The following is a 16,928-nucleotide window of genomic DNA, read 5'->3' on the forward strand; positions in this document are numbered from 1 at the left end:
AACTGACAACTGACAACTGTACGGGCGGGTTCACAAATATCCTCACTGAATCAACGATATTCTCAATAAACCCGCCCCTACTAACAACTGACTAATTCAAAAACACTGAGCCATTAGATTGAATTCTCATGGCTTTTTTGTCTTGAGCTACGTCTGTTGTTTCATCTAATCTTACTTCCAACAAACCTGTTTCTGAAGCTTGGGCATTAACGGAGATTAATCCGCCGTCTGCACGTTGGAATGTAACTGTTATAGGCGCACGTAGACCTTGTAATATTACATCAGATTGGCCGCCGAGCGATCGCTCATTTGTATCACCAACAACTTGATAAGTGATATTCGCTCCAGTGTCATTTACCAGCCTGATATTAACATTAGCATTTTCGAGTAGTGCGACTGTAGCAACTGGGCTTTGGGATGGAGAAGTTACAGAATTTGATGTTGAAGGAACCTGCTGGGGTGTAGAGTAAGTACCATAACTACCAGTTTGTGTATTTTGCTGGGGTGTAGAGTAAGTACCGTAACTACCAGTTTGTGTATTTTGCTGGGAGCGATTGTAAGGTGCTTCGTTTAAAATACCGGGATTGGGGTTAAGTCCTGGGGTTGTTGTTCTTCCTGGTGTTTCTCCACCTACACCTGTTTGATTTTGTGAAGAAGCCCCAGAATTATAGTTATAAGGAAGTGTTCCTTGAGATTGCAATTGTTGAGTTAAAGCATTAGGTGGGCATCCTTGGGGAACTACAACACGGCTATTGTGTGGTTCTTCGTAAAATATTCTCGGACAAGGATTGACTTTGCCGCTAGGAGAACTAGGCTGTGGAGTTACAGGAACTGGTGTTTGGGCTAATGCTGGCATACTCATTAGTACACCGCCACAGAGAGCAGCTAAAAACTCAGCAGATTTGCGAAACTTGTGCGACTTGTTATTCATGAGTTCACTCCTAGAAAAATTTCAACTGGAATTATTGGTACATTTGATAAATCAGCAAATTAAATCAGGTAATAACTTGGCAATTATTACTCTTAAATATTGAATTTATCTGCTTTTTATAATGGCTAAGACTGCCGTCTCCATTAGATAATCACAATTATCCCAAGCACAAAAAAAAGGGAATAATCTGAGTTTAAGACGTATTTTCATTAAGCCTTATTGCCGCTTTTGATAATATTAATTTAGCAATTGTCTTTATTTGATGTATCTTACTAGAGGTTTGAAATTTTAATTAAATTAAAGATAATGTTTACTACTGAAGAATGAGGAAATCAATCATTAGTTATAATTCAATCAGCTTAGATGATGAAATTATTTCATCAATTAGAAATTTAATTTCTTTTCTAGAAATATTAAAATTAAGGTGGTCTATTTAGGATTGACTATAGATTACTAGGTGGGCATCAATTGCCGACTTTTAGAGAATTATGATTACAGTCTGCGCAAAATACGCAAACATTGAGCTACAACTTACTCCAGTCTGCGTATGAGCCGCAAACGTGAAAGCTGTAGCTCTTGCAGCTTGCGCAAAACACGGAAATGTTAAAGCTGTAGCTCTTGCAGGTTTAACAGAAGCTCTTGCAGCTTGCGCAAAACACGGAAATGTCAAAGCTGTAGCTCTTGCAGGGTTGACGGAAGCTCTTGCAGCTTGCGCAAAACACGGAAATGTTAAAGCTGTAGCTCTTGCAGGGTTGACGGAAGCTACTACAGCTTTGGCAAAAGTAGATACAGTGGAAGAATCAGAAAATTAATTATGAGTTGAGAGAATTTAGTATTGCCCACTCCGGGGTCAAATCCTACGGTTTGCTAGATAGAATGCGCGGATGGGTAGGTGTTGAAAACGGGATTTTCATAAAAGCGGCTGAAACTCTTTGTCTGTAATACTTGCAAGTTTTATTGCTGTTTTATCGTCCGCGCTTCCTACGCAGGATAACTTTCAGCGATTTTGGTTTTGCTTTTTGACTATTGCTTGTGTTATTATTGACCTGTCCGCGCAACAGAACCTTGAAAACCTGATATTAATTAGCTTTCAGGCTTCCGCACTTGAAATTTCACTTAATCCCTATTAGGGATTGAAACATCCCGGAAGGACAAGCCAAGGGGATGGATGATTACTTGAAATTTCACTTAATCCCTATTAGGGATTGAAACGAAGTAAAGCAAAAGCCTGTTTCAGCAATTCGCTCTCTTGAAATTTCACTTAATCCCTATTAGGGATTGAAACTTTGGGCTTCATCCTCTGCGATTAATCTAAATGCTTGAAATTTCACTTAATACCTATTAGGGATTGAAACGATTTATTTGAGAACTTAATGTGAAACCACGCTAAGCTCATAGCCCACCTCCGAATGAATTCGGAGTCTAATAGCAAAAGTAGCTAAAGCTAACTAAAAATTATTATTTATCCCCAGTTTACTTTAGTAGGGGCGGGTTCACAGATATGCTCCAATAATTCACGACTATCTCGCTTAACCCGCCCCTACAATTTAGGATAATTTATTGTTTGTATTTACCTGAAGAATGGACAATTTTCTGAGTTAAAACAAATGTTGAGAACAGAATTAAGGCTCAAATGTGACAGGGAAAGTCACTGTAAAAGTAGTACCTTTACCAAAGCTGCTGTCAACTTGTATTTGACCTTGGTGATGTTCGACAATAGCTTGAGCGATCGCTAATCCTAACCCCGAACCTGTAGAAATGTCGCAAGCTGTGTTTTCGGTGATGTGGGTACGTGCTGGATCTACGCGATAAAAGCGATCAAATAATCTTGGTAATGCTTCTGGGGGAATCCCAACCCCTGTATCGCTAACTTTAACTTGTAATTGGGCACTACTGTAGCGCAATCCTGGAACCCGATTGATTCCTTCGAGACGCGCCAATTCTACATTTACTTGTCCACTCGCAGGGGTGTACTTTAAAGCATTGCCAATTAAATTAGTAAACAATCGCACCAATTGATCCCAGTTACCAGCCAGGGTAAACCAATTATCTAGCAACTCAGGGCTAATATCGCTATGGTGAGCATCAACTAAATGCAAAGTCAAAGCAATCTGCTTTTCTGTGGCTAATAATTGCTGTTCTTCTACCACTTCCATCAGCAACGCATCTAAAGGACAAGCAGAAAAGTTATCTTTGCTGATACCACTATCTTGTCTAGCGAGAAATAGTAAATCATTGACTAACCTCCCTAAACGCTGGGTTAGTCGTTCCACTAATTTTAACTGTTGGCGATAATGTGAGGAAGTAGTAACTTCCCCTTCTGCTAACTCTAAATCAGTTAAGGCTACTTGGACGTTAGTTTGAATCAAGGTTATGGGATTTCTCAGTTCGTGGGAAGCATCGGCGGTAAATTGTTTCAAGCGTTGATAGGAATCTCCTACAGGTTCCATCGCTTTCCCTGAAAGAAACCAACCGCTTGCACCTACAGACAAAACCATTAATCCCGTACCCAGTGCTAAATCAAAAATTAACTGACGACTGGGTTTGGTAACTTCAAACCAAGGATGACTAACACGCAAATAGCCTAATACTTGCCTGCCTACTTCGACGCGCTGGGTGACTTGGCGTAATAAAACTGGCGATTCTCCCCAACCCTCTTGCTTATAAACATGTACCGTTTCTCCAGTGCGGTTGCCATGTATAGGAATATTTAAAGGTGTGGTGAGAGTTGACCATAATAACTCACCAGTGGGACTGAACCATTCCAAATCAATGTGGTCGTCTTCTACAGTATCAGCATTATCCCGGAAGCTGGCTTCTACATTAATGCGTAAAGTGTCAGTACCGCTATTAACTGGTTCGATAACAAGCGATCGCTCGACGATTTCCACTACATGATTGAGGGTATCGTCAATCCGCTCAACTAGGGTACTGCGAACATATAAATATACGCCACTAGCAAATAGTAGAAGTAATACAGCAGTGACAGCAGTATACCAAAGAGCTAGACGACGACGGGTAGCTTGAAACATGATTTATGTTGGGCATGGGGCATGGAGCATGGGGCATGGGTCATAGAAGTATCGCATAGGAACGAGGCTTTTTGCTCCGTGAACGAGGCTTTTTGCTCCGTGAACGAGGCTTTTTGCTCCGTGAACGAGGCTTTTTGCTCCGTGAACGAGGCTTTTTGCTCCGCGAACGAGGCTTTTTGCTCCGCGAACGAGGCTTTTTGCTCCGTGAACGAGGCTTTTTGCTCCGCGAACGAGGCTTTTTGCTCCGTGAACGAGGCTTTTTGCTCCGTGAACGAGGCTTTTTGCTCCGTGAATGAGGCTTTTTGCTCCGCGAACGAGGCTTTTTGCTCCGTGAATGAGGCTTTTAACTCAACTCCATGCCCCCCTACCCCAATGCCCAATGCCCAATGCCCAATGCCCAATGCCCAATGCCCAATGCCCAATGCCCAATAACATCAATCTCCCAAATAAATGCCTAAACCGCGAGCAGTTTTGACTAGGGTATCTCCTGGGTTGACTGCTCTATATTGAGCGATCGCTTCGGCAATGGGGACGGCGAAAACTTGGCGATTTTGCCAGGTTACCATGTGATCGTATTTACCTTCTTCTATGAGGTTGACGGCGGCGACGCCAAAGGCGGCGGCGACTAGGCGGTCTAGGGGGGAAGCTGTACCGCCTCGTTGTAAATGCCCTAAAACGGTGACTCTGGTTTCTGCGCCGATGCGATCGCTTAGTTGGTCAGCTAGGTATTGACCGATACCACCATATCGTGATTGTCCCAAGCTATTAGTCATGGTGACGGCGGCACCTTCTTGAGTTTTCACGGCTTCGGAAACGACGATTAAACAATAGTTTTTGCCTTGTTCTTGGCGTTGTTTAATCTTGTGGCAAATGTGGTCAATATTGTAGAGAATTTCGGGAATTAAAATTACATCTGCACCGCCAGCAATTCCCGCTGCGATCGCAATATGTCCCGCATCACGCCCCATCACTTCTAAAATGATCACGCGACTGTGAGAAGCGGCGGTAAAATGTAGGCGATCCAATGCTTCAGTGGCAATGTTAACCGCCGTATCAAAACCGATGGCATGTTCAGTAATGCCAATATCATTATCAATGGTTTTGGGAATGCCAACTAAATTAATGCCGCCTTGTTGCGCCAAACGGCGGAGAATTGCCAAACTACCATCACCACCAATGCCAATTAAGGCATCTAAACCAAGTTGATGGTAACCGGCGATAATTTCCTCAGAGCGATCGCATAAACTACCATCAGGCATCGGAAAAGCAAAGGGATCGCCTTTATTTGTCGTCCCTAACATTGTTCCCCCAGAAGTTAACAGGGGATCTACTTGGTCTATTTCCAGTTTCGTCACTTGCGGCGGACGCGCCATTAATCCTAAAGTTGCTTGGCGAATTCCTAATACTTCCCAACCTTTTTCACCAGCACAATGCACTACAGATCTGATCGCTGCATTCAAACCAGAGCAATCACCACCACTAGTCAGAATGCCAATACGCTTAGATTCTCCCATATTTTTTTACATTTCAAAAATGAAATTTTTTGATTAGTCTGAGGCGCGGTTTTACTTGACTATATTGGTAAGTCAATCATCTTTAAGGAACTTCTAGGTAAAAAATATTCTCGCAACGATTGTTCACCGTTGACCGTTGACTGTTGACTGTTGACTGTTGACTGTGAACTGTGAACTGTGAACTGTGAACCGTCAACAGTCAACAGCTTAAACGGAATAATTTTTTTTGGAGTTCTCTAAACCCTTACCAATGCCCAATGCCCAATGCCCATTGAGCATTGAAAGTATTTTCATTGCACCGCCCCACATTATTTATTTGCCCTTGCCCTTAAATCTATGACAAACAATCCTTAATTGAACCGATACATTTGCAAGCTTTGAGCGCTTTAGCAACTGAGAATAAAGAAAAAACTATTAATCTAACTTTGCCAATATGATTCACGCAAGATGCTTATTGTACAAACATTTGCGTACCAGAATATATATTAGTTTTTTAAAGCTTTTTAACAAATCAATACAGTTAGCGATCGCTTTTTAACACGCAATTTTGCTAAACTCCACAAAGCCGGACACCATTTCCTTTACTATGGTTGATGATGGGCGGCACCTTTGTGTTTTCAAGCGATCATGCCAAAATCCAAAAAGAGCGGTACTTCGATTAATCTGAACGATCCACAATATTATCTCAACCGAGAATTAAGCTGGTTAGAGTTTAATAGCCGGGTATTACATGAAGCTTGCGACCAGCGCACACCACTGCTAGAAAGACTCAAGTTTTTAGCAATCTTTACCTCGAATTTAGATGAATTCTTTATGGTACGGGTTGCAGGTTTAAAGCAACAAGTCGAGGCCAAAGTCACTCAATTAAGTCCTGATGGGCGCACGCCACAACAACAGCTAGATGATATCAGGTTTACACTCAGTCCTCAGGTGACGAAACTGCACCAACATTTTGAGCAAGTACTGCGACCTCTGCTAGCAAATAATCATATACATATTCTGGACTATATAGATTTAAGCGATAAACAGCGCAATTATCTGGATAATTACTTTGAAGAACAAATATTTCCTGTTCTCACACCCTTAGCTGTTGATCCTAGCCATCCCTTTCCTTATATTTCTAATTTGAGTTTAAATTTGGCAGTTGTTGTCAAAAATCCGGAAACCGAAGAAGAATTTTTTGCCAGAGTTAAAGTTCCGAAAGTTTTACCCCGGTTTTTACCTTTACCGCCAGAATTGGGAATTCAACACAACGGTCAACCTGCCCACTGGACTGGTGTACCCTTAGAACAGGCGATCGCTCATAACTTAGATTCCCTATTTCCGGGAATGAATATCCAGGAATATCATCCCTTCCGCATTACCCGCGACGCCGATTTAGCCTTGGAAGAAGATGAAGCCGACGATTTGCTGTTAGCCATTGAACAGGAATTGAGAAAGCGCCGCATTGGTGGTACTCCTGTCAGATTAGAAATTCAATCGCAAACACCCGAAGCAGTGCGATCGCGTTTATTACAAGATTTAGAATTAACTGAAAGCGATGTCTATGAAGTCGATGGACTTTTGGGACTGCGAGATTTAATGTACTTCATGGCATTATCATTGCCAGAATTTAAAGATCCACCCAGACAGTCTGTAGTTCCTTCGCGCCTCCAATGGTTACGGGAACCTAGCGTTAGTTCGGAACTTCCCGAAGTTGAAGAAGGAAAGGACTTTTTCGCGGTGATTCGGGAACGAGATTTATTAGTCCACCATCCCTATCAATCTTTTTCTACGACAGTGGTGCGTTTTATTACCCACGCCGCCCACGATCCGAATGTGCTAGCGATTAAAATGACCCTTTATCGCACCTCCGGCGACTCACCTATTGTCAACGCCTTAATTGCGGCGGCGGAAAATGGCAAACAGGTATCGGTTTTAGTTGAGTTAAAAGCCCGATTTGACGAAGAAAATAATATTTACTGGGCGAGAAGGTTAGAAAGAGTAGGGGTTCACGTAGTTTATGGTTTAGTCGGCTTAAAAACCCACTGTAAAACTATCATGGTAGTGCGTCGTGAAAAAGACCGGATGCGCCGCTACGTACATATCGGTACAGGTAACTACAACCAAAAAACCGCACGCCTATATACAGATTTAGGATTATTTACCTGTAATGAAGAAATCGGTGCGGATATCACTGATTTATTTAACTTTTTAACAGGTTATTCGCGACAAAAGTCATACAGAGAAGTACTTGTAGCCCCTGTGAACATGCGCGATCGCTTTTTAGCATTAATTAATCGCGAAATCGACAATGCAAAAAATGGATTTACCGGGCGGATTGTCGCCAAAATGAATTCCTTAGTCGATCCCCAAATTATCGCCACTTTATATGAAGCATCCAGGGCGGGAGTGCAAATTGATTTAATTATTCGCGGAGTCTGCTGTTTGCGACCTGGACTTAAAGACATCAGTGAAAATATTCGGGTTATTAGCATAGTTGGTCGCTTTTTAGAACACTCAAGAATTTTTTATTTTTACAACAATGCTCAAGAAGAAATATACATTGGTAGTGCCGATTGGATGCGTCGCAACTTGGATCGCCGCGTAGAAGTGATCGTTCCTATCCAAGACCAAGATATTGCCAAAGATTTGCAAGAAATTCTGGGAATTATGCTAGCAGATAACCGTCAAGCTTGGGAGTTACAAGGCAATGGTAGCTATATTCAACGCCATCCAGGCGATCGCGCCCCTGAAGCCCACTCACAAAAAACTTTCATTAATATGGCACTACGCTCAACCAGCATAGCCGCAAATCTCATTGACAATAAAAAGAATTCTTTCTATCTTGACAACTAGAAAAATTCTGTCTTTGAGAAAACTTTAATAACTCCTCACAAAAACTCTATTATTTATCCTTAGGATGAAGGCAATTATTCAACCATAGGATAGAGTAATTCCTGCCACTTGTTCCCCTAAACTATAAAAGTTATAGTACTTAGTCTTTTACTTTGAATGTTAATGTTGTCCTGTGAGTCTTCTACCTTACGTGTTCTTTTGGTTGACGATCACGAATTAACACGCTTAACGCTACAATTAGCTTTTTCTTGCCAAGAAAATATTCAAGTAGTCGGTTTAGCCAAGAATGGTCAAGAAGCCATCGAAATGGTGAAGCGTCATCATCCTGACGTGATTGTGCTCGATTTACAAATGCCAGTAATGGATGGTTGGAGTGCCTCCAATCATATTAAAGCGATCGCCCCAAAGACACAAATCCTAGCTTACTCTTCCATAGAGGATGCAAATTTGCAGCAGACAAAAGCCATGACTAGCTTTGATGATGTTTGTAAAAAGGATGTCCCAACCCACGAACTGATAGCTTTAGTTAGAGAGTTAGGAACCCGCAAAAGTGATACCTAAACAGCTAACTGAGGTAAACAATAGATGAGACAGCAAAGTATCTGGATGAACCGATGCGCGGTTCAAATCTGGAGACTAGGGACATTCTCTTACATAAAAACGTCAGTATAGCTATTAACTCAAGCTATACTGACGCAGTTTTGCTTTTTGTGAAGGCTGGATTAGCCTAGTTATTTTCTGTCTGAGGAATAGTGCGTTTAAATTCGTCCATTAAATCATCCAATTCTTCCAAAGCTTGATTGACATCAATTCTCAAAGTTCCTAGATTAGGTTGTTCTAGTAGGCTGAGTAGGTAATCGCGCTTGCTTTCAACAGCAGCAATTCGTTCTTTTATAGTCTGTATATCCATTGTTTTTACATTCCTTAACTATCTTCCAGTTTAAATTAACGCAAAAAAGACCAGGGTGGAAATTTACTGGTTCAACCAGGTTCAGTGGAGAAATCAAATCCAGCTTTAGCAGCACCGTAATCACCGAGTAGTTTTAGCTGATACTCTTCCCTTAGATGTTACTCATATCCGATGATATTAAAATTAAGGCTTTCAGAATTTATATTAACCTCAGCTCATGCTACGCCAACTTTCTTTGGGAACACTCGGTTTAACTGTCGGTAGTATTTTAACTATCGGTGGATTTGTTGCCTACGCCGCTGATAATGCCACACTTAATCTTGTCGGATTTTTCTATGGGTTTCCTCTATTGCTGGGAGGATTAGCACTCAAAGCTAATGAATTAAAGCCCATACCCTTTACTCAAACTACTACACCAGAAGTTTTGCAGCTGCGCGAACAACAAGCAACAGTTACACAAAATAAAATTCGTAAAGATATCACCAGATATTGCTATGGACAAAAAGCCCATTTCGATGTAGCACTTGCTTATTTAGGTTTGAGTCCTACAGATGAAGAAAGACCAATAGTTACAGGATTAAAAGAAAAAGAAATTAATGGTGCTTACGCCTTAATTGTAGAATTTGATTCGCCACTCATCGGAATTGATGTTTGGCAGCAAAAGCAGGAAAAAATGACTAAATACTTCGGACCTGGAGTTCAAGTAGAAATCACGCAGCCAGATGAAAACAAAATTGAACTGGCACTGATTACTATTCTAGAAAAATAGTCAATGGTCAATGGTCAATGGTCATTTGTCATTTGTTCAGCAATTTTAGGCTAGGAACTGTTGACTGTTGACTGTTGATTATTGAATAAAAACTCATTTCTCTAAACGTACTGCATACCACTGTAGATATTCTCCGGGGCCTAAATCTAACTCACAACTCGTATTTTTTAAATATTTAGCTTGTTCTGCTAAGCCATTAATTTTTTGCACATCTGGCGGTAAATCTTGAGAATTTAGTTGTTGTAGAACCGTCTTGAGCTTTTCCAATAACTCTGAGGCGGTCAAAAATTGTTCTGGTTGGTTTGTTTCTAGGACAACAAAATAGTCCTCGGCATACATTAATGAATCTGGCATTGAGAGTATATAGCTAATTTTCAAACTATTGCTTATTTTGGCAATGGCAGAATTTATTCATGACCATAACCTTCTATATTTTAAGCGAAAATCAGAATCTTCAGAATCTATTGTGCAATATTCACGGCTAGTTACTTGCAACCCCATAATCAGTGCAAAACACTAGCTTCCTGACAAATTTACTAGAATGTTGATTTTTCACGCTGCTTTTTCTTAGTTGTTCATAGTTTCCTTTCTTTTTAAAAAGAATAATTTTAAATAATAAATTAACTAAATTTTCTGATGAGATCGTACCCTCAGCAATAACTCAGCCTAATTGATCAATAGTTGGGTTCTTGAGATTTTTTATGAAAACAACTTTCATGTTTGCTAGTAAAACTCTTTTGCTCCAAGCTTGCTTGTGAAAACTAACACCTAACAAAAGACTGTTGATGCGCATTAAACTCAGTTTAACATCAGGGTTTTCACTGAATTAATCACTTATTGCCAATACTTAATATCTGCTGTTACTGCTACTGGCAAAAATCGGCGTATAACTTAAAAAAGAAAGGTAAGTATTTGAAGTTTTCCCAAAAATGACAATTTGACTTGTGCAGTAGGGAAATATAAATAATAAATTTCTTCCCATGTCCTTAGTTGGATAAGAAGGTAAAAATTGCCTTAGTGTTTCACATCAACTGCTTATGGAACCTAGTCATCTACCGTTTGCTTGGCTGAGAATAATTGAGGATTCTACTGTCCTGCATCAAAATATACCTTTGTGCCAAGTGTTGGTGATGAAGGAGCAATTATCTCTCTTGTTTGGGAGGACAGTCTTTTTTCTAGCTACAATCAAAGCTTTTTGCTTTGCTGACTTAGCTTCTACCAAATCGTTTGTTCAATAGGATTGTGAATACTACAAAAAATTATCGCTCCCAAGCGATTTGGTTCAAGGGGCAAGTTTTATCAAGTTCGCCCTTACCGATACTCTCAATTTCTGTGGAACGCAACTCATGTCAGGCATAAGTCCATTTTCTCTTTCTAAACAACCGCCACTGATTTTAGTGGCTGATGATGATAAGACCATGCGAGTGCTGTTGCGTAAAGCTATGGAACAAGAAGGCTATCGAGTGGTCGAAGTCAATGATGGTCAGCAATGTTTAGATGCTTACGATACTATCAAACCGGATATAGTCTTGCTAGATGCAGTTATGCCGGTGATGGATGGCTTTACATGCTGTAAGCAATTGCTGAAGATTGCTAGAAATAACTTGATTTCAGCTCTGGCCAGTTTTGATACTGACTCGGCTTTGAATAATACTGTCATTTCTAAATTATGGGAGCGGACTCCCATATTAATGATTACATGCTTGGATGATGAAGAGTCTGTCAACCGCGCATTTGAGGCCGGGGCAATGGACTATATTACCAAACCCATTCACTGGGCAGTTTTACGCCAGCGTTTACGGCGATTGTTACAACAAGCACAGGTATATAAACAATTAGAGGCGGCAAATCAGGCGTTGCAGCATATTGCTAACGTTGATGGTTTAACAGGGTTAGCGAACCGTCGCCGCTTTGATGATTACTTAAATACGCAGTGGATTAATTTAGCGCAAGAAGAAGCGCCTTTATCGCTGATTTTATGCGATATTGATTTTTTTAAATTTTACAATGATAGATATGGTCATCCCGCTGGAGATGTGTGCTTACAAAAGGTGGGTAAGGTTTTAAGTCATACAGCACAAAAGAATCAAGATTTAGTTGCCCGTTATGGTGGCGAAGAATTTGCTGTAATTATGCCCCATACCCATGCTGTTGGTGCAGTTCATGTTGCGGCGGCGATGCAAGCGGGAGTGAGAGATTTAAAAATTGTGCATGATGGCTCTGAGGTCAGCGAGTATGTCACCTTGAGTATGGGTGTGGCGACTATGGTTCCTACCTGGGAATCTTCTCCCTCAGATTTGATTGTCAAGGCAGATAAGGCACTTTACCAAGCAAAGGCCGAAGGGCGCGATCGCATTATTCTCAAATGATTGAGTAGATAAGCGTTGACAGCCAACAAATGCAGTGATTACGAAGGATAAACTGGCAATGTAAAGTGGAACCATGCACCACCATTGGGAACAGAATCTACCCAAATTTGACCATAGTGAGCGCGAATAATGCGTTGGCAAACACAAAGGCCAATACCATAACCTTCTGTACTTTCATCTCGTTGCAGACGGAAGTGATTTTCAAATATCCGATCGCGGTTTTCCGAAGGAATTCCCGGGCCAGTGTCACCAATACTGATCTGGACTTTTTGGCTAGTGCGGTGCAGTCCCGTAACACTGATTTTGCCGCCTGCTGGCGTATATTTAATGGCATTGTCTAACAGATTCATCAACACTTGGTGGATGCGTTCTGGATCGGCGTAAACATAGGGTAAATCTTTAGGAATATCTGTTTCGATCTGCTGGGATTTAGCAGTGTAGCGATCGCGTAATTCTTCGAGTACATCAAGACAGAGTTTGCCGATTACCATTTTTTGCGGTACTATTGGTAGCTCTGTATCATTGCCTCTACCACCTTGTAAAAGATCCGTAATCATACGGTCAATGATCTTGGTTTGACTGCGGGCTTGTTTTAATAAGTGCGCTGTCATTGCTGGTTTGAGGCGCTGAAATTGGCCAGTTTCAATGTTGTAGTTAGATTGGAGAGTTTCTATGGCGATCGCCGCAGCAGTTAAAGGATTCCGCAGATCATGGGCCAGAACAGCAATTACCCTGTCTTTAAATTGCAATTGCTCTTGAAGTTTCTCTTGTTCCTGTTTCAAGCGAAAGATTTCGTCTGATAAGCGGATCAGTTCGGCAGAAACAGCCACCGAACTAATATTGGATTGTGGCGATACTACCAGACCAGTTTCGTCTAAACGTTCTTGTAAATCTTCCTGAAGCTTCACATAGGTATCCACCGCTGCTTGCCAACGCGGCCACCAGTTTTTCAGCTGGCCAATAATATTACTTCCCGCAATAATTTGTCTGGGTTCTGGGTGAATTTTGACTAACGCTGGCGTTGCCACTAATTTAAAGTGTTCCGCCATATATGGTTGTTGTCCCACATCAATAATTTGTAGTTCAAATCGATACCCAGTTTGTAGTTCTTTTAAGTAAGTACGGATTCGCTGTACTTGTTGCCGGGACTTGGGGCGTCCATCGACAAATAGCAACAGCTGGAGCGGAGCCTCAGAAGAGATCGGCTGGTCTTGGGAAACTGGCATGTAATCTTGTTTCAGCACTGGTAACAACCCGGCGACGCTTGAGGAACATTGAAAATGGACTGACGCTTGTCGGTGGTCGTTCTTTCTTTTAAATTTAATATCTATTTTAGATTTTTCATACTCCCATCAGTCCAGGGCTTTTAATGATGAGATACATTTTTTTTAGTCTTTTGCTTCCTTTTTCTTTAATTTCTATTCCAGTTGGCAATCAAAACCTTGATTATAGGTCTTCAGCAACTTCTGGGAAACTAATTCTGGCAGCAGCACCAGCCAATGAAAGCTTTTATACTACAGCCAGGAAGTTGATACAGCAACAGATAAATCTGATAGCTCGTGTTGAGCAAGCTATGGTTTCACCTGATGCCAATCAGATGCGAGCCGTGCAAGGGCAACTAACGGTTTATACCAAGTTGGTAGACACTTTTCTCACCCGTCAAAATCAAAGCCCTAAAAATGTATGTACCTCCAGAGTGGATATCACTCAGAATTCCCCTTTAGCCGAGCAGTTAAATAGGTCACAATTAAAAATTTACTGCTCTTTGTATGCATCTAACCAAGAATTATTAAAACTGGCTCCTATACTAGATCGATTATTATCTCGGCGGGGAGAACTAGCCTTAGTTACAAGCCTACCCTTAGTGACGGGTGAGCGACAATCAGATCCGGTGCTGAGTATTGCGCCGATCGAGTATCCCCAGCTTGACAAGCTAGCGACACCTTTTGCTATCCAAGCTCAGAATTTAGCTTCGCCCCCACAAATAATTATTGGTAGGACGGCCAAAACAGCTATAGCTGACTATATACCAACTGTGCCACCCGCGATCGCCGCACCCGAAGAAGTGCTAACGACCCTAGCATCTGCCAAGAAATTCTTGACCGCAGCCCAAGTAGAATTTCCTTTACCAAATCAATTTACAGATCCTCAGGAAACTTCGGCCATACTTGACCGCTTTACTTACGACATAGATCCCCAAGAACCCCAAACCTACGCTACTTTTCTCAAATTACCTCAGACTGGCATTGTTCGCGTGTTACCTGGTTTGGCTTACCAGCGTCCACTGAGTACGCTTGAGAATCGCTTAGCACCGAGTGTGAGTGAACGCTATCCTTTCCCATTATTGGGTGTTGCTCAAGGCGGTTTTACTCCCAGTCTAGCACTTCAAATCGTTGGCGATCGCTTTGAATTAAGGCATCAAGGTGTAGACTACAGTTTCATGGTAGATTTGGGCGATATTTCCCTAAGTAAGTTAGATTCTCAGTTGAAGGCTGTCACCCAATCTACAAGAGAATTTTTCCTAAATTACCAACCGCCCAAGCAATTAGAAGAGTTACAAGTAGAACGGCGACGGTTTATCACGGGTAAAGACCAGAACTGGAATTTAAACCAAGTGATTTTTGCTAATGCAAAAGCAGAATTAAATCATACTTATTTAGTGCGATCGCTACAATTTCAACTGCCAGATATGATTGTCGCTGGTAAACCCCTGACCCCACAAGAGCGCCAATTTCTCAATCAATTAAAAAAGATACCTAGCAGTGATATCTTGCTGGCATTTCGACCAGTGCGTCGCCGTGCTGATGGTAGCTACACCGTCCTTTGGCGAGTTTTACATCAATTCCCCGAACCCCAAATTGCCATTAAATAAAAAACCCCACTGACCACTCACCAATTCATCAACTTCATACTTCCGGCTTTAACTTTCATGGAACAGTCTGCGCTAGGGTAGGAATTGACACTAGATTTGATTGATTCCTGTGCTGCCCAGTAAAAATCCAGTTGTTTTTCTGAGTTTGGCTGTTTTACTTTCTTCGTTAACAGCCTGTGCTAACAGTCCTACCGCCAAGAACTTAGAACAATCTTTGGCGGCAGATCCTCAGTTGCAAACTAACCCAGTTGTGTTTGGTGAAGCTAAGGATCAACAACTACAAGCACAACAAAACCAATCAACCGTACAATTACCAGTTGATTTTCCTCAAGATATCCCTTTATATCCCAATGCCAAACTAGAAACAGTTACACCTGCTAGTGACGCAGAAAAAAAAGTATCAACTCGCTGGCTAAGTCCCGATCCTAGCAATTTTATTACCAATTTCTATAGCAATCAGTTCCAAGCTAATAATTGGCAGATTAACCAAAAACCTAGCGATGATGTTGGCGGCGTTTTTGAGGCGCAGCGTAATAATGTACTGGTTAAGGTTTCAATTCAAGCTCAATCAGTAACCAATCCTGCGCCTAATCAGCCACAAACAGCCACTGAATTATTAATTGAGTATTTACCATCTAGCACGCCAACGGCGCAAGCTACGCCAACTAGCAGCCCCAGCGAGACAGAAACTAATAACGCCCAAATTCCTAGCGGGGTTCCTCAACCAGGCGATCCGCAGTTTATTGGCCCTGTACTACCAACCAACGCAGCCACACAACCGGGAACTGTAACGAATCCTCAAGTATCTAGTGCCACTACTAATACATCTGTTGTATTCACTGATATCAACCAAGCACCACCACAAGTGCGAGAGCATATTCAGGATTTAGCTAAATTAGGTGTTTTGTCTCCAGCTATACAAGCTATCAAAAACAACACCCAAGCAAAAACTAGCCAATTTGCCCCCAGTAAAACCATTACTCGGCGAGAATATGCTCGTTGGTTAGTAGCTGCTAACAATGCTATGTATGCAAATAATCCAGCCAAACAGATTCGTCTAGCCGCAGACAGCGCCCAACCTGCTTTTACTGATGTTTCCGCCAAAGATCCAGATTTTTCAGCAATTCAGGGATTAGCCGAAGCTGGATTAATTCCTAGTTCTTTATCTGGTGACACCACAGCAGTTTTATTCCGTCCTGATGCACCTTTAACGCGGGAGCAGTTGCTACTGTGGAAAATACCTTTGGATAGTCGCCAAGCCTTACCCGCTGCTAGCTTAGATGCAGTTAAACAAACCTGGGGTTTTCAGGATGTAGGGAAAATTGACCCTAAAGCTTTAAGAGCAGTATTAGCCGATTACCAAAATGGCGAACAATCAAATATTCGTCGGGTATTTGGTTATACAACACTGTTTCAACCGAAAAAACCCGTAACTCGCGCTGAAGCCGCAGCAGCACTGTGGTATTTTGGCTCGCAAGGTGAGGGAGTATCAGCGGTTGATGCTTTAAAGTTACAGCGTCCACAAACCTAATAGTCAGCGTGAATCACTTTCAAGCTAGCTAGCTAGCTAATCACGAGAAAATCTCACAACCAAAGATGAAAATCTCATTCCCCTCGTCGCCACGTCGCCGCGTCTATTTTCAAGCTAGGATTTAAAGTCCTGTTTTTTAGTACTTACGTACCTAATTGATCG

14 protein-coding genes and 1 CRISPR repeat array are annotated in these 16,928 nt (G+C 41.7%); of the genes, 7 read left to right on the plus strand and 7 right to left on the minus strand.

All coding sequences use genetic code 11. The features are described 5' to 3' along the window. Window positions 1-91: 91 nt before the first annotated feature. Window positions 92-931 (minus strand): hypothetical protein, encoded by an 840-nt coding sequence (locus H6G41_RS05325; RefSeq protein WP_190744284.1) that lies wholly within the window; start codon window positions 929-931, stop codon window positions 92-94. 560 nt (window positions 932-1,491) lie between these two features. Between H6G41_RS05325 and H6G41_RS05330 the strand changes: the two genes are divergently transcribed. Beyond that, window positions 1,492-1,743 (plus strand): hypothetical protein, encoded by a 252-nt coding sequence (locus H6G41_RS05330; RefSeq protein ID WP_190744286.1) that lies wholly within the window; start codon window positions 1,492-1,494, stop codon window positions 1,741-1,743. 291 nt (window positions 1,744-2,034) lie between these two features. After that, a CRISPR array of direct repeats spans window positions 2,035-2,286; the repeat unit is 37 nt; unit sequence CTTGAAATTTCACTTAATCCCTATTAGGGATTGAAAC. 267 nt (window positions 2,287-2,553) lie between these two features. On the opposite strand, the gene H6G41_RS05335 is transcribed toward H6G41_RS05330, so the two are convergent. The 3 genes from H6G41_RS05335 to H6G41_RS05345 are packed head-to-tail and all read right to left on the minus strand — an operon-like array spanning window position 2,554 to window position 5,477. Continuing rightward, window positions 2,554-3,963 (minus strand): cell wall metabolism sensor histidine kinase WalK, encoded by a 1,410-nt coding sequence (locus H6G41_RS05335; RefSeq protein ID WP_190744289.1) that lies wholly within the window; start codon window positions 3,961-3,963, stop codon window positions 2,554-2,556. After that, window positions 3,936-4,364: a hypothetical protein gene (locus tag H6G41_RS05340; protein ID WP_190744291.1), complete on the minus strand. Its 429-nt coding sequence runs from the start codon at window positions 4,362-4,364 to the stop codon at window positions 3,936-3,938. Before H6G41_RS05340 ends, H6G41_RS05335 begins: the two co-directional genes overlap by 28 nt. Before the next feature lie 33 nt (window positions 4,365-4,397). Further along, the gene (locus H6G41_RS05345) at window positions 4,398-5,477 is read right to left on the minus strand and encodes an ATP-dependent 6-phosphofructokinase (protein ID WP_190744293.1); all 1,080 of its coding nucleotides are present in this window, start codon (window positions 5,475-5,477) and stop codon (window positions 4,398-4,400) included. Window positions 5,478-6,104: 627 nt separating this feature from the next. Between H6G41_RS05345 and ppk1 the strand changes: the two genes are divergently transcribed. Both ppk1 and H6G41_RS05355 read left to right on the plus strand, forming a co-directional pair. Then, complete coding sequence (ppk1, locus tag H6G41_RS05350; RefSeq protein ID WP_190744295.1) at window positions 6,105-8,315, plus strand: polyphosphate kinase 1; 2,211 nt, start codon at window positions 6,105-6,107, stop codon at window positions 8,313-8,315. A 156-nt stretch (window positions 8,316-8,471) separates the two neighbouring features. Further along, window positions 8,472-8,876 carry a response regulator transcription factor gene (locus H6G41_RS05355; protein WP_190744297.1) on the plus strand — a complete coding sequence of 135 codons (405 nt, stop codon included), beginning with the start codon at window positions 8,472-8,474 and terminating at the stop codon, window positions 8,874-8,876. A 166-nt stretch (window positions 8,877-9,042) separates the two neighbouring features. On the opposite strand, the gene H6G41_RS05360 is transcribed toward H6G41_RS05355, so the two are convergent. Continuing rightward, window positions 9,043-9,225: a hypothetical protein gene (locus tag H6G41_RS05360; protein WP_190744299.1), complete on the minus strand. Its 183-nt coding sequence runs from the start codon at window positions 9,223-9,225 to the stop codon at window positions 9,043-9,045. 217 nt (window positions 9,226-9,442) lie between these two features. Here H6G41_RS05360 and H6G41_RS05365 point away from each other — a divergent pair, with 217 nt between their 5' ends. Continuing rightward, entirely contained in the window at window positions 9,443-9,994 is a 552-nt protein-coding gene (locus H6G41_RS05365; protein ID WP_190744301.1) for a DUF2854 domain-containing protein, read from the plus strand. A gap of 93 nt (window positions 9,995-10,087) precedes the next feature. Here the strand turns inward: H6G41_RS05365 and H6G41_RS05370 are convergent, their stop codons facing one another. Further along, complete coding sequence (locus H6G41_RS05370) at window positions 10,088-10,348, minus strand: chlororespiratory reduction protein 7 (RefSeq protein ID WP_190744303.1); 261 nt, start codon at window positions 10,346-10,348, stop codon at window positions 10,088-10,090. Window positions 10,349-11,340: 992 nt separating this feature from the next. Here H6G41_RS05370 and H6G41_RS05375 point away from each other — a divergent pair. Continuing rightward, window positions 11,341-12,363 (plus strand): PleD family two-component system response regulator, encoded by a 1,023-nt coding sequence (locus H6G41_RS05375; protein WP_190744305.1) that lies wholly within the window; start codon window positions 11,341-11,343, stop codon window positions 12,361-12,363. 38 nt (window positions 12,364-12,401) lie between these two features. Here the strand turns inward: H6G41_RS05375 and H6G41_RS05380 are convergent, their stop codons facing one another. Then, window positions 12,402-13,607, minus strand: coding sequence for a histidine kinase (locus tag H6G41_RS05380; RefSeq protein WP_190744307.1), 1,206 nt, complete (start codon window positions 13,605-13,607; stop codon window positions 12,402-12,404). Window positions 13,608-13,732: 125 nt separating this feature from the next. On the opposite strand from H6G41_RS05380, the gene H6G41_RS05385 reads away from it, so the two are divergent. Then, a complete protein-coding gene (locus H6G41_RS05385) occupies window positions 13,733-15,235 on the plus strand; it encodes a hypothetical protein (RefSeq protein ID WP_306790421.1) in 1,503 nt (500 codons plus the stop codon). A gap of 109 nt (window positions 15,236-15,344) precedes the next feature. Beyond that, window positions 15,345-16,766 carry an S-layer homology domain-containing protein gene (locus H6G41_RS05390; RefSeq protein ID WP_190744309.1) on the plus strand — a complete coding sequence of 474 codons (1,422 nt, stop codon included), beginning with the start codon at window positions 15,345-15,347 and terminating at the stop codon, window positions 16,764-16,766. Window positions 16,767-16,928 lie beyond the last annotated feature (162 nt).

Origin of the sequence: Tolypothrix sp. FACHB-123 (genome assembly GCF_014697075.1) — a bacterium.
Taxonomy (GTDB): domain Bacteria; phylum Cyanobacteriota; class Cyanobacteriia; order Cyanobacteriales; family Nostocaceae; genus Aulosira.